General features: G+C 32.3%; 22 protein-coding genes and 1 other annotated feature. Of the genes, 16 read left to right on the top strand and 6 right to left on the bottom strand.

The features are described 5' to 3' along the window. Positions 1-21 precede the first annotated feature (21 nt). Entirely contained in the window at positions 22-855 is an 834-nt protein-coding gene (locus tag HMPREF9943_RS08130; protein WP_004803843.1) for a YitT family protein, read from the top strand. Positions 856-888: 33 nt separating this feature from the next. Here HMPREF9943_RS08130 and HMPREF9943_RS08125 read toward each other — a convergent pair whose 3' ends face one another. Together HMPREF9943_RS08125 and HMPREF9943_RS08120 are read right to left on the bottom strand one after the other, a co-directional pair. Continuing rightward, a complete protein-coding gene (locus tag HMPREF9943_RS08125) occupies positions 889-2,169 on the bottom strand; it encodes a glucose-6-phosphate isomerase (RefSeq protein ID WP_004803841.1) in 1,281 nt (426 codons plus the stop codon). Then, complete coding sequence (locus tag HMPREF9943_RS08120) at positions 2,166-2,549, bottom strand: CvfD/Ygs/GSP13 family RNA-binding post-transcriptional regulator (RefSeq protein WP_004803839.1); 384 nt, start codon at positions 2,547-2,549, stop codon at positions 2,166-2,168. Before HMPREF9943_RS08120 ends, HMPREF9943_RS08125 begins: the two co-directional genes overlap by 4 nt. 100 nt (positions 2,550-2,649) lie before the next feature. Between HMPREF9943_RS08120 and HMPREF9943_RS08115 the strand changes: the two genes are divergently transcribed. From HMPREF9943_RS08115 to hpf, 6 genes are all read left to right on the top strand, one after another. Continuing rightward, the gene (locus HMPREF9943_RS08115) at positions 2,650-3,261 is read left to right on the top strand and encodes a peptidoglycan recognition protein family protein (RefSeq protein WP_004803837.1); all 612 of its coding nucleotides are present in this window, start codon (positions 2,650-2,652) and stop codon (positions 3,259-3,261) included. A 47-nt stretch (positions 3,262-3,308) separates the two neighbouring features. Then, a complete protein-coding gene (locus HMPREF9943_RS08110) occupies positions 3,309-4,355 on the top strand; it encodes a Cna B-type domain-containing protein (RefSeq protein ID WP_276324492.1) in 1,047 nt (348 codons plus the stop codon). Between the two features lie 186 nt (positions 4,356-4,541). Next, the gene (locus HMPREF9943_RS08105; protein ID WP_004803833.1) at positions 4,542-4,778 is read left to right on the top strand and encodes a NifU family protein; all 237 of its coding nucleotides are present in this window, start codon (positions 4,542-4,544) and stop codon (positions 4,776-4,778) included. A 196-nt stretch (positions 4,779-4,974) separates the two neighbouring features. Beyond that, a complete protein-coding gene (gene metK / locus HMPREF9943_RS08100) occupies positions 4,975-6,123 on the top strand; it encodes a methionine adenosyltransferase (protein WP_004803831.1) in 1,149 nt (382 codons plus the stop codon). After that, positions 6,120-6,662 carry a GNAT family N-acetyltransferase gene (locus HMPREF9943_RS08095; RefSeq protein WP_004803828.1) on the top strand — a complete coding sequence of 181 codons (543 nt, stop codon included), beginning with the start codon at positions 6,120-6,122 and terminating at the stop codon, positions 6,660-6,662. Before metK ends, HMPREF9943_RS08095 begins: the two co-directional genes overlap by 4 nt. Before the next feature lie 109 nt (positions 6,663-6,771). Further along, positions 6,772-7,302 carry a ribosome hibernation-promoting factor, HPF/YfiA family gene (gene hpf, locus HMPREF9943_RS08090; RefSeq protein WP_004803826.1) on the top strand — a complete coding sequence of 177 codons (531 nt, stop codon included), beginning with the start codon at positions 6,772-6,774 and terminating at the stop codon, positions 7,300-7,302. 80 nt (positions 7,303-7,382) lie between these two features. On the opposite strand, the gene mnmL is transcribed toward hpf, so the two are convergent. Beyond that, complete coding sequence (gene mnmL, locus HMPREF9943_RS08085; RefSeq protein WP_004803824.1) at positions 7,383-8,315, bottom strand: tRNA modification radical SAM protein MnmL/YtqA; 933 nt, start codon at positions 8,313-8,315, stop codon at positions 7,383-7,385. Positions 8,316-8,356: 41 nt separating this feature from the next. Between mnmL and HMPREF9943_RS08080 the strand changes: the two genes are divergently transcribed. From HMPREF9943_RS08080 to HMPREF9943_RS08055, 6 genes are all read left to right on the top strand, one after another. Further along, on the top strand, positions 8,357-10,057 hold the full coding sequence (locus HMPREF9943_RS08080; protein ID WP_004803822.1) for an ATP-binding cassette domain-containing protein: 1,701 nt from the start codon (positions 8,357-8,359) through the stop codon (positions 10,055-10,057). Then, a complete protein-coding gene (locus HMPREF9943_RS08075; protein ID WP_004803820.1) occupies positions 10,057-11,874 on the top strand; it encodes an ATP-binding cassette domain-containing protein in 1,818 nt (605 codons plus the stop codon). Before HMPREF9943_RS08080 ends, HMPREF9943_RS08075 begins: the two co-directional genes overlap by 1 nt. A 37-nt stretch (positions 11,875-11,911) precedes the next feature. After that, positions 11,912-12,109, top strand: a binding site (T-box leader). Positions 12,110-12,147: 38 nt separating this feature from the next. Then, a complete protein-coding gene (gene leuS, locus HMPREF9943_RS08070; RefSeq protein WP_004803818.1) occupies positions 12,148-14,544 on the top strand; it encodes a leucine--tRNA ligase in 2,397 nt (798 codons plus the stop codon). 243 nt (positions 14,545-14,787) lie between these two features. Beyond that, positions 14,788-15,540, top strand: coding sequence for a DeoR/GlpR family DNA-binding transcription regulator (locus HMPREF9943_RS08065; protein WP_004803816.1), 753 nt, complete (start codon positions 14,788-14,790; stop codon positions 15,538-15,540). 572 nt (positions 15,541-16,112) lie between these two features. After that, positions 16,113-18,473: a glycyl radical protein gene (locus HMPREF9943_RS08060; RefSeq protein ID WP_004803815.1), complete on the top strand. Its 2,361-nt coding sequence runs from the start codon at positions 16,113-16,115 to the stop codon at positions 18,471-18,473. Further along, positions 18,430-19,362 carry a glycyl-radical enzyme activating protein gene (locus HMPREF9943_RS08055; RefSeq protein ID WP_004803813.1) on the top strand — a complete coding sequence of 311 codons (933 nt, stop codon included), beginning with the start codon at positions 18,430-18,432 and terminating at the stop codon, positions 19,360-19,362. The genes HMPREF9943_RS08060 and HMPREF9943_RS08055 overlap by 44 nt, the downstream gene beginning before the upstream one ends. 24 nt (positions 19,363-19,386) lie before the next feature. On the opposite strand, the gene HMPREF9943_RS08050 is transcribed toward HMPREF9943_RS08055, so the two are convergent. Together HMPREF9943_RS08050 and HMPREF9943_RS08045 are read right to left on the bottom strand one after the other, a co-directional pair. Beyond that, positions 19,387-21,048: a glutamine--tRNA ligase/YqeY domain fusion protein gene (locus tag HMPREF9943_RS08050; protein ID WP_004803812.1), complete on the bottom strand. Its 1,662-nt coding sequence runs from the start codon at positions 21,046-21,048 to the stop codon at positions 19,387-19,389. Positions 21,049-21,100: 52 nt separating this feature from the next. Beyond that, positions 21,101-21,736, bottom strand: a complete 636-nt coding sequence (locus HMPREF9943_RS08045) for an HAD hydrolase-like protein (protein ID WP_004803810.1) — start codon at positions 21,734-21,736, stop codon at positions 21,101-21,103. A gap of 83 nt (positions 21,737-21,819) precedes the next feature. Here HMPREF9943_RS08045 and HMPREF9943_RS08040 point away from each other — a divergent pair, with 83 nt between their 5' ends. The 3 genes from HMPREF9943_RS08040 to HMPREF9943_RS08030 are packed head-to-tail and all read left to right on the top strand — an operon-like array spanning position 21,820 to position 23,625. Then, complete coding sequence (locus HMPREF9943_RS08040) at positions 21,820-22,305, top strand: SseB family protein (RefSeq protein WP_004803808.1); 486 nt, start codon at positions 21,820-21,822, stop codon at positions 22,303-22,305. A 12-nt stretch (positions 22,306-22,317) separates the two neighbouring features. Then, a complete protein-coding gene (locus tag HMPREF9943_RS08035) occupies positions 22,318-22,968 on the top strand; it encodes a nitroreductase family protein (RefSeq protein WP_004803806.1) in 651 nt (216 codons plus the stop codon). A gap of 24 nt (positions 22,969-22,992) precedes the next feature. Further along, entirely contained in the window at positions 22,993-23,625 is a 633-nt protein-coding gene (locus HMPREF9943_RS08030) for a hypothetical protein (RefSeq protein ID WP_040402831.1), read from the top strand. A 35-nt stretch (positions 23,626-23,660) separates the two neighbouring features. Here HMPREF9943_RS08030 and rpsD read toward each other — a convergent pair whose 3' ends face one another. Continuing rightward, positions 23,661-24,266: a 30S ribosomal protein S4 gene (gene rpsD / locus HMPREF9943_RS08025; protein ID WP_004803801.1), complete on the bottom strand. Its 606-nt coding sequence runs from the start codon at positions 24,264-24,266 to the stop codon at positions 23,661-23,663. Positions 24,267-24,567: the final 301 nt, after the last annotated feature.

Genomic DNA, 24,567 nt, shown 5'->3' with positions numbered 1-24,567 from the left:
GTTACATGGAGCTGAAAAAATATGAAAAAGAGTATACAGTATTTAGAAATTATTATTGGCTGTCTATTAACAGCAGCAAGCTTTGGGCTATTTATTCTTCCTCAGAAATTTGCGGCAGGAGGAATTACCGGCTTAGGTATTATATTAAGTTCTTTTATTCCTTTAAAACTATCATTAATTATTTTATTATTAAATACCTGTTTGTTTCTAAGCGGATGGATCTTTATTTCTAAAGAATTTATTTTAAAGACAGCGATCACTTCTTTTCTCTTTCCTGTCTTATTAGAGTTTTTTAACCGGATTACTTTTTTTAAAGAAACAGCAAGTGACCCTTTATTAAGTGCAATAATTGCGGGTGGAATGTTAGGCCTTGGAACGGGTCTAATATTAAGAGGAAATGGCAGCTGTGGAGGATTTGACACATTAGGTGTTATTTTACATAAGTATTTTAATCTTAACCTTTCTATTATTATGTATGTCTGTGATACTTTAGTTATCTTATTACAATATCATAATTTAATGAAAACAATCTATGGTATTTTTGTGATTATGATCTGTTCCCTTATTGTAAATAAAGTACTAACTTATGGACATGCTCAATCAAAATTATTAATTTTTTCTCATCAATATGAAAGAATCAGAGAAGAATTACTTTTTAGTCAGGATATTGGATTAACTTATTTAAAAAGTGAAACCGGCTATTTAAGAAAAGAAATGATGGTTATTGCTGCTATTGCACCTTACTCAAAAATCAATGCGATTAAACAATCAATCTATAAGATTGATCCTGATGCTTTTGTAGTTATTGAGGATGTTCATTCAGTGTTAGGAAAAGGATATACAATCAGTCGTTAAAAAAACACTATCTCATTTAAGAGATAGCGTTTTTTAATAACCCGGTTTGCCAAGCAATTTAAACATATTCTTTTTATAAACTTCAACCCCCGGCTGATTAAATGGATTAACGCCTAATAAGTAAACACTTAAAGCACATGCTTTCTCAAAGAAGTAAACCATAAATCCAAAGCTTTCAGCATCCATCTTATCAATAGTAATCTGAATGTTAGGAACATTTCCTGCATTAGCATGAGCATCTACTGTACCTTCTAATGCCTTTTTATTAACATAATCTACAGTTTTACCGGCAAGATAGTTTAATCCGTCAAGATTATCTTTATCACTAGGAATATCTAAGTCTAAAGCCGGTTTTTTAACTTTAAGAACTGTTTCATAAAGTATTTTAGATCCTTCCTGAATAAATTGACCTAATGAATGAAGATCTGTTGAGAAAGTTCCGGAAGCAGGGAAAATACCTTTATTTTCTTTGCCTTCTGATTCACCGAATAGCTGTTTCCACCATTCAGCAGTTTGCTGAAGCTGTAATTCATAAGTAACAAACATTTCTGTACTATAGCCATCTTTATGGAGAATCTGTCTGGCAACACCATATTTATAAGCATCATTTGTTTCAATATTAGCATCATTATACTGATCCTGTGCTTTTTTAGCACCAGTCATCATAGCATCAATATCAATGCCTGCAAAAGCAATAGGGAATAGTCCTACAGCTGTTAATACTGAATAACGTCCGCCAATATCATCAGGTACTACAAATTCTTCATAGCCTTCCTGATCAGCTAGAGTTTTTAATGCACCTTTATGAGCATCGGTTGTTGCAACAATTCTTTTTGAGGCAGTTTCTTTTCCTTTTATTTCTTCAAGTAATGTTTTAAAGATACGAAATGCTACTGATGTTTCAGTAGTGGTACCGCTTTTTGAAATAACATTAATACCAAATTCTTTATCTTTAACATAATCTTTAATTTGAGCAAGATATGTAGAAGAGAAAGTATTTCCGATATAAATAATCTCTTTATTACTAGCCGGATATAAGCCGTTAATAGCTTCAATTGCCGCTCTTGCTCCTAAATAGCTTCCGCCAATGCCACATACCAACAACACATCAATTTCTTCTGATAATTCTTTTGCTTTCTTTTTGATTCTCAAGGCTTCTTCTTTATCATAGTCTGTAGGTAAATTGACCCATCCTAAGAAGTCACTGCCAGCTCCAGTCTTATTGTGAATCATGTTGTGAATTTCCTGGACCTTGTCTTTGTATGAAGCAAGATCTTCTGATAATTTAGCCTGAGTTAAATCTAATTGGATCATATGTCTTCCTCCTTATTAATGCCTCTTTCGATCCATTGAGGCAATATTGTTTCTAATGACTGAAAACCTTTAGGAGTCTCTTTGATGGGTGCACGCTTAAAAGAAATATGTCTTTTAAAACGACGCTTATTGTATCTGTTCAGTGCTTTTAAAGATAGTTTTGCCTGTCCGGTATCCTTATCTATATCTAATACTTTAACATGAACAGTTTCGCCTACTGTAACAAAATTATTTACATCAGCAACAAATCGATCAGATATTTCTGAAATATGAATAAGACCGCTTGAATGATCATTCAGTAATGCAAATGCTCCATAAGGCTGAATTCCAGTGATTGTGACGGATATGATGTCACCTGCATGAATTTGCTGATAGTCCATTTACTACCCTCCAATCGCCCCAATTATAGCATAAATCATTACTATATACTATGATTTTTCAAAAAAATCAGAATGTGTTATAGTAAATTTGGTGATTAAAATGAAAAAATTAAAAAAAGTAATTATTTTTATAGCAGTAATTGTTTTAGCAGGAAGTGGAATTTATTATTATTTGATAAGGCCGGTGAATAATACTATTACAAAATATAGTGCTGAAGACTTAAATATTTCTTATCAGCCTCTTACTAAAAATCCTTATTCAAGATCAGGGAAGCCTTTAAGAAGAGTTGAAGGAATAGTTGTTCACTATACAGCTAATCCCGGTGCATCAGCAAAGAATAATAGAGATTATTTTGAGAATCTGAAAAGTACACATATTACATATGCTTCTTCTCATTTTGTGATTGGTATTAAAGGTGAAATTATTCAATGTCTTCCTTTAAATGAATGGTCTTATGCTTCAAACCACAGAAATAAAGATACTATTTCTATTGAATGCTGTCATCCATCTCGTGATGGTCATTTCACAAATGCTACTTACCAGTCATTAGTTAAATTGGTTCAGTCACTCATTAATACATATCACTTAAAAGTGAATCAGGTTATTAGACATTATGATGTAACAGGTAAACTTTGTCCGCTTTATTTTGTCAAGAATCCTTTGGAATGGAAGAAATTTAAGGGAAGATTAAAAGACTATCATTTATTTTAGAGATAATATATTAAGATATTTTCTTCTTACTATAAGAGAGATAAGCAATAAGTAAGAAATGGGTTAGTAAAAAAAGTGATTCTGTCCAAATTATGTTATATAGAGAATATAAAGATGAGAATGAGGATGGAGATATTATTACAAAGACTGAACTTGTAAAGACGGTCAGATTATCTAATAAAAATGGCTGGAAACACATTTTTAAAGGCTTAGATAAATATTATATTTATGAGGATGAAATAGAAATCAATAATGAATATGTCACTAAATATGAGTATAAATACTATATAAAAGAAGCACCTATAGAAGGATATGATACAACAATTACCGGAAATTCTGATGAGGGATTCGTAGTCACAAACAGGTATATTAAACCTGAAAAGGTATCGGTTGAAGGATCAAAAACTTGGGATGATAAAGGTAACCAAGATGGAAAACGTCCTAATGAAATTACAATTAATTTGTTAAAGAATGGTAAGAAAATAGAAACAAAGAAAGTTACAAAAATTGACGGCTGGAAATGGAAATTTGAAAATCTTGACAAGTGGGAAAACGGAGAAGAAATAAATTATACGATTACAGAGGAAAAGGTAGAAGGCTATCAAACAGAAGTAAAAGGATTTAATCTCAAAAATTCTTATACACCTGGAAAAACAAGTGTGCAGGTAACCAAGGCTTGGAAAGATAAGAATAATCAAGATGGAAAAAGACCTGAGACAGTAATAATCAAACTGCTGGCTGATGGAAAAGAAACAGGAAAGACAATAACTTTGACAAAAGCAAACAACTGGACAGGAAGTTTTACATACCTTGATGAATATAAGGCAGGCAAAAAGATTGAATATACAATCAAGGAAAAGGATATTGCAAATGGATATACAAGTACTGTTACAGGAAATGTAAAAGAAGGCTTTATAGTTACTAATGTAAGGATACCGAAAACACCGCCTGTAAAGCCACAAAAAGATTTACCAAAAACAGGGGACAGATTAAATCTGAGCTTATATCCTAATCTGATAGGATTATCAGTTTCTATAATGGTATTACTTGAAATATTGAGAAGAAAAAAGAAAAGAAACGGGGATTGCGGATAGAAATTTGTCAATAAGCATTTTTATAATCTTTTATTTGATGAAAAATAATAATTAAATATATATTATGTATCAGGAGGATATTTTACGCCAAAGTGAAGAAGTCCTCCTTTTTATTCAAGAAGCTGTTATAGCATATTGCTTTTACTTTTTTATCAATGTGCTATAATAGTCTAAGAGGTGAAGCTGATGGATAATTTAGTTAGTATGGAAGATCAGGCTCGTACAGTTATCAGTAAGATAAGACCTTATTTACAAAGAGACGGTGGAGATATAGAGTTTGTGATGCTTCAGGATGGAGTTGTTTATGTACAGCTTTTTGGTGCATGTCAGGGATGTGGACTGGTTGACGTTACTATTAAAGATGGTGTTGAACAGATTATGTTGGAAGAAGTTCCCGGTGTTGTAGAAGTACGAGTTGTATAATTGTACAGACTGTGGTATATTATAAAAAATTAAATAAAAAAAGCTCTTATTAAGAACCACAAAGGTGCGGACCGTTTTAAAGTGGTGGCAACCCTCATAGAAGAAGGTGCCTGAACCAAGCAGATTTATCTGAACAATAAGAGGAAGCTAGGCTTTCCTCTTGAAAGCTTTTTTTGTTGGAAAAGAGGAGAAAGAAATGAAAAATAAAATTTTATTTACTTCAGAATCAGTATCTGAAGGGCATCCAGACAAAGTCTGTGATCAAATTAGTGATGCTATCTTGGACGCTTGTCTTGCCCAAGATCCTAACTCACGTGTTGCCTGTGAGGTTTTCGCAACTACAAATTTGGTTGTTATTGGTGGAGAGATTACAACGACAGCACAAGTTGATTATGAAAAGACAGCCAGAGATGTTTTAAGACAAATTGGTTATATCCATAATGATTTAGGTATTGACTGTAATCATTGTGAAATTAAGATTGTTATGGATACTCAATCTCCTGATATTGCAATGGGGACTAATAATGAAGCTGGCGGCGCAGGAGATCAGGGAATTATGTTTGGCTATGCTTCTAATGAAACTAAGAATTATATGCCTCTTCCCATTGATATGGCTCATGAACTGGTAAGAAGAGCCAGTGAGAAGAGACATTGTGGTGAATTTAAATGGGCAAGACCTGATATGAAATCACAGGTAACTGTTGATTATAGTGATCCCAAACACCCTTACATTGATACGATTTTAATGTCTATTCAGCATGATCCTGATTTTAATGAAACAGAATTTAAAAATTATATTAGAGAAGAAATCATGAAAAAAACAGCTGAAGAATTTGGTATGAATACTGATTTTTGTGTTCTTATTAATCCGACTGGACGTTTTGTGATAGGCGGACCTCATGGTGATACAGGTTTGACGGGACGTAAGATTATTGTTGATACTTATGGCGGATATGCAAGACATGGCGGTGGAGCCTTTTCTGGAAAGGATCCTACTAAAGTTGATAGAAGTGCAGCTTATATGCTTAGATATATTGCTAAAAATCTGGTTGCTGCTAAGCTTGCTTCCAGATGTGAATTGCAAGCCAGTTATGCAATAGGAATGAAAGAGCCTACATCTATTTATATTGAAACATTTGGAACAGAGAAAGTCTCTAAAGATATTATATTACAGGCTATCAAGAATGAATTTGATTTAACGCCTGCAGGTATTATAAAAACCCTTGATTTAAGAAAGCCAATTTATCTACAGACAGCTGCATATGGTCATATGGGCAGAGATGATATTGATGTTCCTTGGGAGCATCTTGATAAAGTTAATGTTTTGAAGGAATATCTGAAATGATACATTTACAGACGTTAACATCAGCAGAAGATTTAGCTTTCTTTGAGAAAGTTAATCTTCTCTTTCCTGAAGAAGAAAGATTTGAAATAAAAGAATTTTTAGATGCTCAGGATAAAGGACTATTAAATATTTATAAGATTGTGGCGGATTGTCCTATAGGCTTTAGTGTTATCTCAGTGGATGAAGAAGCTGTATTTATATTTTATCTTGCTTTTGATAAGGAATTTCAAAGTCAGGGTTATGGAAGTGAAGTATTAAATACTTATAAAGAGTTATTTAAAGATAAGCAACTTATTTTAGAGGTGGAAAAAGTAGATAATAAAACACCATTTGAATCATTAAGAATGAGAAGAAGACGTTTTTATCTTAAGAATCATTTTCATTTATCACATTATGAAACTCATTTTAAAGGAGTGGATTTTCAGGTTATGTGTACAGGAAAAGACTTAAAAGTGCAATCTTTTAAAAGTATTTTGTCTGCTTTATCTCAAATGGGCTATATACCTGCATTAACACAGCTTAAAGTACAAAAGAAGTAAGATGTTTCCATGGATTTATTTTCTATGGAACTTTTTTAATAAAAATACTTATTAGAGTTATCAAATGAATGAGAGTGTAGTATAATATACATATAAAGGAGGTGTACTTATGAAAGTGAATTTAAGAGGAAAGAATATCGAGATTACTGATTCTATTAAAGAAAAGGTAACAAAGAAGCTTTCAAAACTTGATAAGTACTTAATTGCAGGAGAGGAGATTGAGGCTAAAGTCTTAGTAAGGACGTATCCGTATGGACAGAAAATAGAAGTCACAATACCTACCAGGCTTGTTTTACTAAGAGCTGAAGAAACAAATGAAGATCTCTATGATGCAATTGATTTAATCATTGACAAGCTGGAAAGACAGATCAGAAAGAACAAGACAAGACTAAGCAGAAAAAACAAAGATAATAAGCTGGCCTTCAATGTTGCTTCACTTGGTGAACTGCCGGAAGTAGAAGAAGATGAAGTTGTTAAGACAAAAGCAATCAGTCCTAAGCCAATGGATCTTGAAGAAGCAGTTATGCAGATGGAGTTAATTGGACATTCATTCTTTGTTTATGAGGATGTCGAAACAAATAAAGTAAGCGTAGTTTATAAACGCACTCATGGCGGTTATGGCTTGCTCGAAACTGAATAAGAAAATAAGTCACACAAAATGTGTGACTTTTCTTTTTATGTGAGTAATTTTATAAAATTCTGAGAATATAAAGATAAGGGCTATAAGAGATCACCTTGAATAATATGATGAGCAGCCATATATTTATCAATATCATTTAAGATTGTTGTTTTATTTCCAGACCATTCCGGCTTAAAAAGATCATTGCCGGGAGCATCTCCTGTTAATCGTTCGATTACAATCTGAGCAGGAAGATATTCCAGTTGCTTCACTATCAGATGAATATAATCATCTCTAGTTAGTAAAGGAAAGGGATTTTTTAGATATTGCTGGTATAAGACAGAATGATAAGTTAAATAAAGGGAGTGAATCTTAATAGCCTGTATATCCATTTTTCCTATTTCTTTTGCGGTTTCTACCATCATATTTATGGTTTCATAGGGTAGGCCATTGATAATGTGAACACAGACATGTAAATGATGTTTTCTAAGCAGGTTAAGTCCATTTTTGAATTCTTCAAATGTTTCCTGCCTGTTAATAAGAGAAGCAGTCTTATCATGAATAGTCTGGAGCCCTAGTTCAACATAGACATCTTTACGGGTATCTAGTTCTTCCAGATAAGAAGCTATTTCTTCAGTAACACAGTCAGCTCTTGTTGCGATTGCGATGCCGGCTACTTCATCTAAAGTTGCAAATGGTTCAAAGCGCTTTTTTAAGCTATCTAGAGGAGCATAAGTATTTGTGAATGCCTGAAAGTAAGCAATGAACCTACAATCAGGCCATTTATTTGATATCATGACTTTCTGTGACTGAAATTGTTCCATTAAAGACTGATTGATATCGCCGGCAAAGTCACCTGATCCCAATGAAGAGCAAAATGTACATCCTCCATAAGCTTTCTTGCCATCTCTATTAGGACAGGTAAAGTCAGCATTTAATGATGCTTTAGCAACTTTGGTATGGTATTTCATTTTTAAAAAGTAATTGTATGTATGATAACGTTTGTTGTCGAGTGAATAGGGGAATGGATTCATGAAAAACACCTCGCTGCCATTATAACAAAAAGGAGAAGTCTATGCTAGTTATTGAAGATATCAGTTTCAGCTATGATGAGTCTCAAATTATTGAGCAAATGAATTATTCTTTTCCTGCTACTGGAATGATAGGTATTACAGGAAAAAGCGGATGTGGAAAAACGACATTGTTGTATCTTATTGCCGGATTGCTAAGCCCGCAGGAAGGGCAAATTACTTATTGGGGGAAAAGAATAGATCATAGATTTTTAAAAGAACATATATCTTTTATTTTACAGAATCATGATTTACAAAATGCTTTAAATGTTAGAGAGAATATTAAGCTTGCCTGTCGAATTAATAATTTGAAGATTGATAAGAATGAATTTAAGAAAATAGTTGATCGATTAGAAATCAGTCATTTATTAAAAAAGTATCCTTATGAATTGTCAATAGGACAAAGAAAGAGAGTTTCTATTGCTCGGGCATTGTTAAAAAAGTCCGCTATCATTTTATGTGATGAGCCAACAGGTGCTTTACATGAAAAGCAGTGTCATGAGGTAATGAGTTTATTAAAAGAGTTGTCACAGCATAGCTTAGTAATTATTGTTTCTCATTCATCTTCACTTTTAAAAAAATACTGTCAGACTCTTGTAGAAATGAAGGAAGGAAAACTTATCGGAGAAAAAATGAGGGAATCCGGTCATGAGATGATAAGAAGCATTCATTCATCTCAATCCTTTTTTCCAATTATATTAAAAGAAGTAATTCATGATTATCGGCATATCATTTCACTAATATTTTTTCAATGTCTGATTTTGATTTCTTTTTTTCTGATGAATGCAGGATTAGAAGGAGTGCAGCAGGCAATAGATGATAATTTTAGTTCACATCCGTTAAAAAATATAAGCCAGATTGAAAGGAAAGATGGAAAGTTTTTTTCTTTTTCTCAAGGAAGAGCTGCTTTTAATAGCTTATCTATTATAGCTGATGCAAAAATATTCATTCTTCCGGAAAATACAAATCATATAAAATTGTCAAAAGGAAAAATCAGAAATGAAGCAGATTGCTGTATAGTTTCAGCTGCTTATTATAAAAAGCATCCTGTTAATATATTAAAAATAGAAATAGATAAGCCTATTTATTTAAAAGTAACAGGAGTATTGAAAGCATCCTTTTTTTCAAAAGAGGAAATTTATTTAACACCTTCGTTTACTAAGAACTATCCTCAATACTATTCACAGTCAGTTTATGAAGTAGAAGGAAACTATTGGGATGTAAAAAAACAGTATAGAGATTATATCATTAATAATGATGCTGAAAATGAAAAAGAAAGCTATCTGAATCTGATTAAAATAGGAAAGATGATTGCAGGAATATTCATGACAGTTAGTCTAGCTGTTTCTATCCTTCTGCTGATGATTGTTTTTAAAGATAGGTATATTCGTCATCTTCACAGTTATGCTCTTTATTTGTCCTTAGGGGTTTCAAAGATAAAATTACGAATGATGCATGTTTTAGAGAATATGGTTATCGGTATTATTATCATTGGCTTATCTTTGGTAATCAGTATTGTGAGTATTTATTCCATTAATATATTAAACCCTCTTTATGATTATTATCATTTTTATTTAAAATCTCCTAATATTCTTTTTGTTTTAACTGTTGTTATCTATTTATGTGTATTGGCTTTTATTTCTTTTGTTCAGTTTAAAAGCTTAACCGACGATCATGCTGTCCGGCTTTTAAGGGAGGAAGATTAATGCTTACAATCAAGAATATTAATAAGAGATATTATAATCTTGCCGTATTAAAGGATATATCCATATCATTTCCTGATTATGGCTTTGTTTCTATTGTAGGAGAAAGCGGATGTGGGAAGAGCAGTTTACTAAATGTGATTGGCGGTATAGATAATGAATATCAAGGATATATTTATTATCAAGGGAAAAAGATAAATAATTTGATTAGAAAAGGTAAAACTTCTTATATTTTTCAATCTTTTCATTTGATTTCTTTTTTAAAAGCAAATGCGAATGTTAGACTTTATGATTTTTTTCATCATAGTTCTTATAAGGAAAACAAGCAATTTCGAATATCTTCTTTTAAGAATCTTAAGCCTGCTTTATTATCATTGGGACAAAGACAGCGTATTGCGATTTTAAGAAGTTTATATTTTGAGCCGGATATTATTTTATGTGATGAACCAACTGCATCATTAGATAATGAAAATATTCAAATGGTTATGAAGGAATTGAAAAGATTATCTTATAGCAGATTGATTATTTTTGTTTCTCATGACAGGGAACTTGTGGATAAGTATAGTGATGAAATCTATCAGATGAATGATGGAGAGATTGTTGACCACAAAGTAATAAATCATCCTTGCAAGGAAAAGAAGGAAAGCAGCTATCAGCAGAAATATCAGCTTTCTATTATTAAATTAACAGCTTATCTTATTTCCTCGATGAAGAACAGACTGTTGGAAATGAGTCTGTCTTTAATTATTGCAATGATTTCTATTATGCTGATGTTTACTTGTTCGTTTTCATTTAGATCTATGCTAAATGGTTATATTCAGTCGATGTTTCCACAATCAGCGATTAGCTTTAAGACGGGTAATGTATATCGTGACTTCCATGAAGTTAAAGCTATTGAACATGTTTTCTATTATCCTAATGAATACACTTGTTTAGGGTTATCATTTGAAGCTGATCATTATATAAAAAATAGCACACTTTATATTCATGATGAAACTGGTGCTGCTAAGAATATTATTATTGGCAAAGCGGTAATGTCACATGATGAAATTGTTCTCCCATATCCAACTGCTAAAAAGCTGGCAGCAAATCTGAAACCGGAAACACTTATTAATAAAACGGTTTATGCCTATTATAAGTACCGGAATCAGGTAAAAGGGTATCCATTGAAGATTGTAGGAATCAGCAGCCAGAAACCTGATTATGATGCATTCTATCAAAAAAAGTTTGCAAATATTGAGCATTTGAAAGTATTGTTTAAGAAAGATATTTCTTCAAATATCGGGATACTTTACTATCAAGATGAAACTGATAAAGTTTTAAGAATGCTTAATAAGACTTATCCTAGTATGCAGTTTAAGGTGGTCGGTGAAAAGACCAGAAATTCAATGAATAAGACAATGAATATGATTGAAATCATCTTGCTTATTTTTTCATTACTGGCAGTCCTTTCGTCATTGGCGATGATTCATGAGATTATTAAATTGCTTATAAGTAATATGAAAAGAGACTTTTCAATCATGATGTGTTTTGGAGCAAGATATTCACAGATTATAAGAATGTTCATGTATCTGATAGATTTTGTATTTATTTTGAGTGGAAGCATTGCTTATATGGGTTTTCAGGTGATTCTTGGTTTATGTAATGAAAAGCTTATACCATCTTTACTTCATATCCAATTCAAGCTTATACCAAATAACAAACTTATTTTTTCTATTTATGCTTTTATTTTTATTCTTGTATTATTAAGTGGGATGATTCCGATGATTTCGATTTTAAGAATGAATATTTCTGAGGGGATAAAAGGCACTTCTACTTGAAACTTAAAAAAACTTATGATAGGATGATTGGGTAAAAGAAAAGTCAATGAACTGGAATAGTAATAGATTTATTTCTTAATAGAGACCTCATGGGTGGTGAAAATGAGGAAGAGATAGCTATGAACTCGCTAGGGAGATGCTTCTATGAAAGTAGATGACGTTACTCGCGTTAAGAGAAGATAAGAGCATGATATCTTCATGAACTAAGGTGGTACCGCGGTCATTCGCCCTTAGGTTTATGAAGATTTTTATTATTAAGGAGGATCATCAATCATGTCATATGACCACAAACAAATAGAAACAAAATGGCAGCATTATTGGGAGGAGAATCAGACTTTTAAGACAGATACAGCTGATTTTTCAAAACCTAAGTATTATACTCTAGATATGTTTCCATATCCATCCGGACAAGGACTCCATGTCGGACACCCTGAAGGCTATACAGCTACAGATATTGTGACAAGATATAAGCGCATGCAGGGATTTAATGTTTTACATCCAATGGGATTTGATGCTTTTGGACTGCCTGCTGAACAATTTGCGATTAAAACCGGGCATCATCCGGCTGAATTTACTTATAATAATATTGAGAACTTTAAGCGTCAGATCAAGTCTCTGGGATTCTCTTACGACTGGGATAAGCAGATTAATACATGTGATCCGGAATATTATAAATGGACACAATGGATCTTTAAAAAGCTTTATGAAGCCGGTCTTGCCTATGTTGCAGAAATGCCAGTAAACTGGTGTCCGGAATTAGGAACAGTTCTTGCGAATGAAGAAGTTATTGATGGAAAGAGTGAAAGGGGAGGTTATCCTGTCTATCGTAAAATGATGAGACAGTGGGTTTTAAAAATTACGGAATATGCTGAAAGATTATTAGATGATCTTGATGAAGTTGATTGGCCTCAGTCAACAAAAGAAATGCAGAAAAACTGGATTGGGAAATCAATCGGTGCTGATGTTGTATTTAAAATTAAGGATACGAATAAGGAATTTACTGTATTTACAACACGCTGTGATACATTGTTTGGTGCGACTTACTGTGTTATGGCTCCGGAGCATCCATTTGTAGATGAGATTACTTCTTTTGCACAAAAAGCGGCAGTTGAAGCTTATAAAAAAGAATGTGCTACAAAGTCTGATTTACAGAGAACTGATTTAAATAAAGATAAAACAGGTGTATTTACAGGAGCATATGCAATTAATCCGGTTAATGGGAAAGAAGTGCCAATTTGGATTTCAGATTATGTTTTAATTTCTTATGGAACAGGAGCAATTATGGCGGTTCCGGCTCATGATACAAGAGACTATGAATTCGCCAAGAAATTTCATTTGCCAATCATTCCGGTACTAGAAGGCGGCAATGTAGAACAGGAAGCTTATACTGGTGATAGTCTTCATATTAATTCAGAGTTCTTGAATGGACTTGGCAAAGAGGAAGCTATTCATCAGATGATTATCTGGCTTCAGGATCATCATTGCGGTGAAAAGAAAATCACATATAAATTAAGAGACTGGCTATTCTCTAGACAGAGATACTGGGGAGAACCAATTCCTATTATTCACATGGAAGATGGTACAACACGTACAGTAGATTTATCTGATCTTCCATTAGAATTGCCGGCCACAGATAATTATCTTCCAAGCGAAGATGGAGAATCACCTCTTGCAAGATGTACTGACTGGCTAAATGTAGAAATTGACGGTGTAAAAGGAAAAAGAGAAACAAATACAATGCCTCAATGGGCAGGAAGCTGCTGGTATTATTTACGTTATATTGATCCTCATAATAATAATGAGATCGCTGATAAGAAATTATCTGATCATTGGTTGCCGGTAGATTTATATATTGGCGGTGCAGAGCATGCTGTTCTTCATTTATTATATGCCAGATTTTGGCATAAGTTCCTTTATGATTTAGGGGTCGTATCTTCTAAAGAACCGTTTCAAAAATTATTCCATCAGGGAATGATATTGGGACCTAATGGTGTTAAAATGTCTAAATCAAGAGGTAATGTTATTAATCCTGATGAAATTGTAGAAAATTTTGGAGCAGATACATTAAGAGTTTATGAAATGTTTATGGGACCTTTAGATGCCTCTAAGCCATGGTCTACAACAGGAGTTGAAGGATCTAGAAGATGGCTTGAGCGAGTTTATCGATTATTTGCTGAATCAAATAAATTAACTGATGAGAATGACGGATCATTAGATTATATCTATCATGCTACAGTTAAGAAGGTTACCGGAGATTTTGAAAGTTTAAGCTTTAATACTTCTATTTCACAGATGATGATTTTTGTGAATGAGGCTTATAAAGCAAAAACTGTCTATAAGCCTTATGCTGAAGGTATTATCAAAATGTTAAGCTGTATTGCACCTCATATAGGTGAAGAAATGTGGAATAAACTTGGACATGAAAGTACTCTGGCTTATGAACCATGGCCGGTATATGATGAAAGTAAGCTTGTAGTTGATGAAGTGGAAATGGCTGTTCAGGTTAATGGTAAGCTTAGAGGTAAGATTACTGTTAATAAGGATGAAGATCAAGAAACAGTAAAAGTAGCAGCCTTAGCATTAGATAATGTTAAAATACATACAGAAGGCAAAGATATTAAGAAGATTATTGTGGTCACAAATAAGATTGTTAATATTGTGGTTAAATAAAAAAGCTACTATATTGATATGTACCCTCTTTACTGGACACCCAGTAAGGAGGGTATTTTTTAATGTCATATTTAATTTTACAATTCATCATATAATGATTTTATTAGTGGATTATTCCATGATTCAATATATATAATTATATTTAAGACATAATCAATTAGTAATATTAAAAATAAATAGTTTTATTAATTTGTATTGTTTATTATTGATTTTAATGCCATAATAATAAAAGAGGTGAACATTATGCTTCAGCAGGAAAGACATAACCAGATATTAGCTAAGCTTAATTTGGAAAGACAGGTAACAGTTAAAGAGTTAAGCAGGATCTTTCAGGTAACCGAGGATTGCATTCGAAAGGACTTAAGAGCACTGGAAAAAGAGAATAAATTGAAGAGAACCCATGGCGGAGCGGTTTTAACACGCGTTAATCTTCATACTCTTCATGTCAATGATCGCAGGAATATAAGAATAGAAGAAAAAAAGACTATTGCCTTAAAGGCTGTTGAGCTTATTAAGCCGGGAACAGTCATATTTTTGGATATATCTACCGTAGCATTGGAAATTGCCAAGCTTATTTACCAAAGAAATATGAATATTACCGTTGTTACTAATATGATTGATATTATGGAAATATTTACAAGGGAATGCTCAATACAGCTGATTTTTTTAGGAGGCAAGCTTAACCATTCCGGAGATGGCTTTGTAGGCTCATTAACTATAGATCAAATTCAAAAATATAGATTTGATATGGCGTTTTTAGGAGCGGTAGGAATAGATGTAGAGGATAAAACAGTTTCTACTTATGATGCTGATGATGGAATAACTAAGAAAGCCGTTATTGCAGCAAGCAGGCGCAGCTATTTAACAGCTGAGATAATAAAATATACATTGGATGGCAATTTTATTTATGCTTCCTTGGAGGATTTTAGTAGCTATATTGGTGAAAAAGAATTAAATGATCACATAAAACAGAAAGTACCAATTCAAATTATATAAATCTTTTATAGACTGTTAAAACTGAAAAGTAAAAATGGATTTATGTTATTTATCTAAGTTTTCTATTTTTTGCTTGACAATCAAAAGTTGAAGATGAAATCCTGATTTTATATAATATGTGAAGAAAGCTATGATTGAATTAAAGCAGAGCTACATAATTAAAATTTTCATTAGGTTATTGCACAACAGATAATGAAAATCCTTATCAATCTGAATCTATTATATATGAGCTTGGCATAGGATGTGGAGCAAACCATTTGGTTTCTATTACCCATTTCTCAACAGAGGTTTCAGATTTCCATAAGTTTAAAAAAAGGTTTATAAGCATATTGTAATGAAAATAGAAAGCGATCAGACAAAAACTCTCAGCTATTTATTAGACAGAGAGTTTTTTTATATATGCAATTATATGCTCAGATAGCAAAAGATCATTATGAATAAATTTTGAATTAATAAAGTATTATTTATTATTATATTTTATTGAAATAAATAATTATATTATTATTTTTTATTAAAAAATATTGTATTAAAATTAATAAAAAGTTATAATAAAAAAGAAAGAGGAAAAGAACATGAATAACTTAAAAATGACTGAAAGAATTGATATATTAAAAGATAGAATGTTAAGTTCACCAAGATATGTGTCTATTGAACAGGCTCGTATTATTACTCGTATTTATAAGGAAAATGAAAATTTTTCTGTTTCTAAAAAACGTGCCTTATCTTTAAGAGCATCTTTAGAGGAATTAGAAATTAGTGTAGAGAAAGAAGAGATGATTGTAGGAAATAGAACAAAAGGAGTCAGATACGGTGTAATTTTTCCTGAAAGCGGATGTTCATGGATAGATAGAGAATTTGAAACTTTGCCTACAAGACCGCAAGATCAGTTTTTAGTAAATCGGGAAGATATTAAAGAATTTAGAGAAAGTATTTATCCTTATTGGAAAGGGAGAACTCTAGAAGATGCGATTAAGAAAAATGATGGGAAACATATTGAATCTATTAGTAAAGTTGTTAAGATTAATCAGAAAGATCATGCTCAGGGTCACATTTGTCCAAATACCGGATTGTGGCTTGAGAAAGGACCAAGAGGGCTTATAAAAGAGGCTCAAGAAAAATTAAAAACATGTTCTAAAGAAAATAAAGAATTCTATGAATGTGTTATTATTGTGCTGGAAGGGGCTTGTCATTTTATGATTAGATACCATGATTATATAATGAATATGCTGGATCAGATAGATAATAAATATCATGCTTCTTTAAAGCAGGCTGCTAAAAATTGTTTAAATTTATCAAAAAGGGAGCCACATAATTTTTATGAAGCTGCTCAGTCTGTATGGTTCTTGTTTGTGATATTACATATGGAATCTAATGCTTCTTCTTTTTCTCCCGGCAGAATGGATCAGTATCTCTATCCATATTACCAAAAAGATAGGGAGAAGGGTTTATTAAGCAATCAAGAAGCATTAGAAATACTAGAATGCTTATGGCTCAAGTTTAATCAGATTGTTTATTTAAGAAATCAGAATAGTGCTAAATATTTTGCCGGGTTTCCTATTGGCTTTAATATTGCGATAGGAGGAGTTGATGAGAATAGAAAAGATACATATAATGAATTATCATTATTAATGCTTAAGGCACAATATCATTTAGGATTGCCTCAGCCTAATTTATCTGTCAGACTTAATAAGAATACATCGCATGAATTCATGCAGGAGGCTATTAAAGTAGTAGCCAGAGGCAGCGGGATGCCACAGTTTTTCAATGATGAAGCTATCATTGAACCAATGATTAATAATTTAAAAATTGAAAAGAAAGATGCTTTAAATTATGCGATTGTAGGATGTGTAGAACTTACATCACATGGTAATTCTCTTGGCTGGTCCGATGCAGCTATGTTTAATTTAAATAAAGCATTGGAACTGACGTTGAATAATGGAAGATGCTTATTAACAGGTAAACAAATGGGATTGGATTTAGGTAATATAGAGACTTACAAAACATTTGAAGAATTAGAATCAGCTTTCTCAAAACAGATTGATTATTTTATTAATGAAATGATTAAAGCTGAAATAATAGTAGAGAAAGCACATCAGGATTATCTTCCTACAGCTTTTCTTTCTTCAGTAATTGATAATTGTATGAATAAAGGTATAGATGTAACTTGTGGCGGAGCAAAGTACAATCTATCAGGAATACAAATGATTCAGATTGCTAATCTTGCTGATTCATTAGCAGCGGTTAAAGAATTGGTTTATGATCGAAAAGAGATTACTGCTCATGAATTACTGGAATCTTTAAAAGCAGATTTCAAAGGACATGAAATTACCCAGACAATGCTTTTGAATAAGGTACCTAAATATGGTAATGATATTAAATGGGTAGATAATTTAGGATCAAAATGGGCAGGATATTTTAAGGCTAAATTAAAGGAATATCAGAATTATCGAGGAGGTCTTTATCATACCGGTATGTATACTGTTTCTGCACATGTACCAATGGGAGAGAATGTAGGAGCTTCTCCGGATGGCAGAAATGCTTATATGCCGCTAGCTGATGGAGGAATGTCACCGGTCTATGGCAGAGATATGGAAGGACCGACAGCAGTCTTACAGTCAGTATCAAGAATGAATAACTCTTATACTACAAATGGAGGGTTATTAAATATGAAATTTCTGCCGGAGTTCTTTCATACACAGACAGGAATGATGAAGTTCGAAAATTTCTTAAGAGCTTTTATTGATTTAAAGATTCCTCATATTCAGTTTAATGTAGTAAGAAGAGAAGATCTTTTAGATGCAAAAATACATCCGGAAAGACATCGATCACTTACAGTCAGAGTAGCCGGTTATACTGCTTATTTTGTAGAATTGGCAGGAAAGCTGCAAGATGAGATTATTGAGCGTACAGCCTATGAAGACATTAGTATTTGATATTAAAAGATTTGCGATTCATGATGGCTCAGGATTACGAACAACAGTATTTTTTAAAGGATGTCCTTTAAGGTGTAAATGGTGTCAGAATCCTGAAGGATTAACATTTAATAAAAGACCTATTTATTTTAAAAATAATTGTATTCATTGTCATAGATGTGAAAAAGCATCTTTTGAGAATCAAATGATTTATAAGAATGATCGTCCTTATTTTAACCTCGATTATAAAAAAAACTTTGATAATCTTATCAAAGCCTGTCCGGCAAATGCAATCAGATATGACAGTCAGGAATATACATTAGAGGAATTGCTGGAAAAAATCAGGCAAGATCAGGTTTTCTTCAGAAATGATGGCGGTGTAACCTTTTCTGGAGGAGAACCATTAGCACAAGGAGATTTTTTAATAGAAATATTAAAGAAATGTAAACAGGAAGGTATACATACTGCGATTGAAACCACAATGTATGCTTCACTAGACTATATTAAAAAAATACTCTCCTATTTAGATTTGATTTATATTGATCTCAAACTATTTGATGAAATGGAACATAAACAGTATACAAATGTTTCATCAAATATCATCAAAGACAATATTAGATATATTCTGACAAGCAGCCATAAAGATAAAGTCATTATAAGGACACCTCTGATACCTTATATCACCGCAAATGATAAGAATATTAAGAATATTGCTTCCTTCTTAGTCTATCTTTATTCTGATGTAAGATATGAATTATTAAACTATAATCCATTAGGATTATCAAAGTATGAATTGCTGAATCTGGAATATGAATTAAGCAAGAATTATAGGATGTTTAATAAAGACGAAATGGAACATTATTACAGGATTGCTGCAAAAGCCGGCGTAAAGAATTTGATTAGAGAATAAAAGATTGCTGTTATCAGCAATCTTTTACTTAGGTAATTTAAATGATGATTTCATAGAAGCTATTCTATTGAAGATAGGATGATCGGCAGTAGAATCCTTTGGATCAATATTAAAAAAGCCTTTTCTGACAAACTGGAAAGAATCTCCAGCCTTATAGTTCTTGATATTCTCTTCAATATAGGCATTATGAATAACGGTTAATGAATTTGGATTTAAATTGACACTGCCATCTTCATTATAAACACCTTTTTCTTCATCAACTAACTGTTCATAAAGACGAACTGTAACCTTTTTTGAATGGTGAGCAGATACCCAGTGAATAGTACCTTTTACTTTTCTGCTGTTAAATCCGGATCCGCTTTTAGTCTCCGGATCATAAGTACCATGGATCACTGTTACATTACCGTTATCATCGGTTTCGTAACTTGTACAAGTTACGAAATAAGCATTCATTAATCTGACTTCATTACCAACAAAGAAACGATAATATTTTTTTGGAGGTTCAATCATAAAATCTTCTCTTTCAATATAAAGCTCTTTTTCAAACGGTATTTTTCTTGAACCTAATTCAGGATTCTCTACATTATTAGGGGCATCAAGATATTCCGTCATCTTTTCAGGATAGTTATCAATAATAAGTTTAATAGGATCTAAGACAGCCATTAAACGTGGTGCCTTAGGTTTTAAGTCATCTCTGATACAATATTCCAGCATTGCATAATCGGCAGAAGAATTACTCTTAGTCACAGATGTCATTTCCATAAACATCTTTAATGATTCCGGAGTAAATCCTCTTCTTCTTAAGGCGGCAATTGTAACTAGACGAGGATCATCCCAACCATCAACAATCCCTTCTTCAACAAGCTTTTTAATATATCTTTTTCCTGTAACAACATTTGTCAGATATAGTTTAGCAAATTCAATCTGTTTAGGAGGATGAGGATATCCTAATTCTTCAACAACCCAGTTATAGAGAGGTCTGTGGTCCTCAAATTCTAATGTACAAATAGAATGGGTAATCCCTTCAATGGCATCCTCAATAGGATGAGCAAAGTCATACATTGGATAAATACACCACTTATCACCTGTATTATGATGAGTAACATGAGCAACACGATAAATAATAGGATCTCTCATATTAATATTAGGAGAACTCATATCTATTTTAGCACGTAATACTTTTTCACCATCCTTAAATTCATCGTTTTTCATTCTTTCAAATAAATCTAAATTGTCTTCAATAGATCTATCTCGATAAGGTGAATTCTTACCGGGTTCAGTTAATGTTCCTCGATATTCTCTAATCTGCTGAGCAGTTAAATCATCCACATAAGCTTTTCCCTTTTTAATCAGTTCAATTGCTGCTTTGTACATATCATCAAAATAATTGGATGCATATCTGATGCCTCCTACATATTTAGCACCGAGCCACTCAACATCTTTTACAATACTATCCACAAATTCAGTATTTTCTTTTTTAGCATTTGTATCATCAAAACGCAAATGAAAATCACCATTATATTTCTGTGCCAATCCATAATTTAATAAGATACTCTTAGCATGTCCGATATGCAGATATCCATTAGGCTCCGGTGGAAATCTTGTAACAACCTTTGCATATGTACCATTCTCTAAATCTTCATCAATAATTTTTTCTATAAAATTCTTACTTATGTTTTCTTCCATTTTTTTACCTCTAAATCTTTCTGCCTATTTTATCAAAGATTATTCTAACAGTCTATTTAAAGCTGATAATTTCATCTAAAAGTTCTTCCGGTGTATGCACAATGGTGATTGCACCGGCTTTTTTCATTTCTTTTGGGTTTCCATATCCCCATGATACACCAATTGTAGGAATAGAGTGAACATTAGCGCCTAATACATCATAAATAGTATCACCAATCATCAGCATCTTATCAGTATCAACATGAGTCTTTAAATAGGAGATAACATCATCTTTACTGCTTCTTTTCTCATCCATTGTAGCTCCGCAAATCTTAGTAAAATAAGGAGATAGTTCATAATGATCTAAAATCTCAATCGCAATTTTTTCCGGCTTACTGGTAGCAACAAAAAGATTATAGTTTTTCTCTTTGAGTGTTCTAAGAACATTTTCAATTCCCTGATAAGGATGATTTTCAAACTTTCCTACAGTTAAATATCTTTTTCTAAACAGTTTTACTGCTTCATCTAAAGAACTTTCCTGAATACCAAACATTTTAAATGTTTCTATTAATGGAGGTCCTACAAAGACCTTTAATTGTTCTTGTGTTGCATGAATATTAAAATGTTTTAAAGCAATATCTGCACTCTTGATAATTCCTTCGCCACTATCTGTAAGAGTACCATCTAAATCAAATAATACTGTTTCCATCTATTAACCTCTTTTAGATTTAAGTATGCCATAACTCTTTTATTTTATCAATAAATTCGTATAATTATAGGTGAGGTAAAACTATGGAACAAAGGAACTTAGATAATAGAAGAATAGAGTTATTGTTAGATTATTTAAATAATCAATCGAATGAAGATTATTATGAAGAGTTATTTACTTATGTTGCTGAATCGAGTTATTTTTATGTTCTTGTCTCTTTTTCCAAAAGACCTGTAGCTCAAAAGGATGGTAATTATTTATTACAGAATGACACAAATATTTCTTTTCCTGTATTAACGAATTCTAGGGGAAAATACTATCCGGTTTTTACGAGTCTTAAGGAATGTGAAAAATGGGTTGAATATGATGTTCATAAAGCAACAGTATTAACATTATGTATTGATGATTTTATTGATATATTAAATAGAGATACTAAGGGAATGGGTATTGTGATTAATGCATTTAATCAGTCTTTTATTATATCCAAAGAGATGCTTATTCACTTAAAGAAAGTAAGAGATCAAAATCACCCTATACATAGGCATACAATCTTTGAACACTTAAAATAAGGAGATACTAAAATGGATATTCTAGAGATTATGAGACAAAGACATAGTGTTAGACGATATAGTGAAAGAATTATAGAGGAAGAAAAAAGAGCGGTTTTAGACACTCTTGCTCAAAAGATAAATAAGGAAAGCGGTATGCATATTCAGATTATCTATGATGAACCTAAGTGCTTTCGTTCAATGAGGGCTCATTATGGTAAATTTTCAGGCTGCTGTAATTATATTTCAATTATCGGAGTGAAAGAAAAGAATCTTCAGGAAAAAGCCGGGTATTATGGTCAGCAAATAGTACTCAAAGCACAGGAGCTGGGATTAAATACCTGCTGGTGTGCGATGACTCATGGTAAAAGTACAGCAGTTATTTCTAAAGGAGAGAAGGAGGTTATTCTAATAGCATTAGGCTATGGATTAAATCAGGGATATCCTCATAAGAATAAAGCATTGCAAGAAGTCTCTAATTTGACTGATCATGATTTGGAATGGTATCAGCGAGGCATGGAAGCAGTGATGCTGGCACCTACTGCAATGAACCAACAAAAGTTTTATTTCACTTTCAGTAATAATAGAGTTATTGCAAAAGCAAGGGGAGGATTTTATTCAAGAATAGATCTTGGTATTGTCAAATATCATTTTGAAGCGGCTTCCGGTCATCGTGTAGGATAATATATTTTAATGAAAGGTTATTATATGAATAATAAATTAATAGAAATAATAAGGAATGATAATGAACTTAATACTTTATTGATGCATGAATGTGATATTTATTTTTATCCTTGTAGCCAAGAAGTACAATTCAGTAATAATCATGAAGTATATTCCATGGTCTGTAAAGCCTTTGCTGGAGATTCCAGTGGCGGTGAATATGTGTTTCTTGAAGATCACAGTATAGGCTTTATCAGCAGTGAAGGTGAGATCGGAAGAGTCGCAGAGAATCTGGAGGATTTATTAACTTTTTTGCTTCATGCGGGATATATTCTTGATTTTAATTGTAAATATCTTTACAGGAATCAAAATTTTTTAGGGGCATACTGTAATGGCTATCTGTTAAAAACAAGAAAGGACTATCAATCTGAAAATAGAGATTGGGATGAAGTTCGCAGTACTATTGCAAAACAGTTATCACTTTCTTTTGATCCAAATGGATTAATAGACTTAGCATTGAAATTTTATAAAGCAGCTTCAAGAATGCCTTTATTTAGTTGTAAATATGATGATAATGGTGAAGAATTTACCTGTGATTCTATTTTATCTGATATTATGGGAATGTGGATGTTTGAAATCGCCGGTATAAGCAAGGATGAGTTTGACAGATATAAATAAAAAAGAACATACATGTTGTATGTTCTTTTTTGTCATTAACCAAGTCTGTTATAGTACTCAACGATTAACTGTTCGTTGATTTCCTGATTTAATTCAGATCTTTCAGGTAATCTTAAATATTTACCGCTTCTCTTTTCAATATCCACTTCAACAAATCCTAAAGTAGAAGCGTTAGCTTCTAAGGCGGCTTTGATGATTTCCAACTGTAAAGATTTTTCTCTTACAGATACTGTATCACCGGGTTTAACCTGTGCTGATGCAATATCAGTTTTTTTACCATTTAGTAAAATATGACCATGATTGACTAACTGACGAGCCTGTCTTCTAGTAACCGCAAATCCCATTCTGTAAACAAGGTTGTCTAAACGAGATTCAAGTAAGAATAAGAAGTTGCTTCCTGTAATACCATCCATTTTATTTGCTTTATCAAAAGTATTATGGAACTGTTTTTCTCCTAATCCATACATATGTCTTACTTTCTGCTTTTCAGCTAACTGTAATCCATATTCAGTTAATTTGTGTCTGCCCTGACCATGCTGGCCTGGAGCATAAGGTCTTTTATTTAATTCTTTTCCATTTTCCAGAATTGAAAATCCAAGTCTTCTTGATTTCTTCCATACTGGACCTGTGTAACGTGACATGACGTTTCCTCCTTATTGTATATTTGCAATAAGTAGAGCCATAGTTCATCTTAAGTATGTTCCCACAAAGTTTTTCTCCTGCGGTAAAGATACTAGACATCCTAATGTTGAAAACATAGAAATTAAGACTGCTATGTACCGCTACGCAATACTGCAATTTGTATTATACATCTTTAGCAGTCTTTGTCAATAAGAAGAAAATTGAAAGGATTCACTTTTTCCTAGGAAATTCAAGCTATTTTAAGATTTACTAATGAAATAGCTTTTGTTTTATGATAATATTAATATATTAGATAAAAAG

Source organism: Eggerthia catenaformis OT 569 = DSM 20559, assembly GCF_000340375.1.
Classification (GTDB): domain Bacteria; phylum Bacillota_I; class Bacilli_A; order Erysipelotrichales; family Coprobacillaceae; genus Eggerthia; species Eggerthia catenaformis.
Note: the sequence above shows the minus strand (reverse complement) of the source record. Positions and strands in the feature narration are given on the sequence as shown.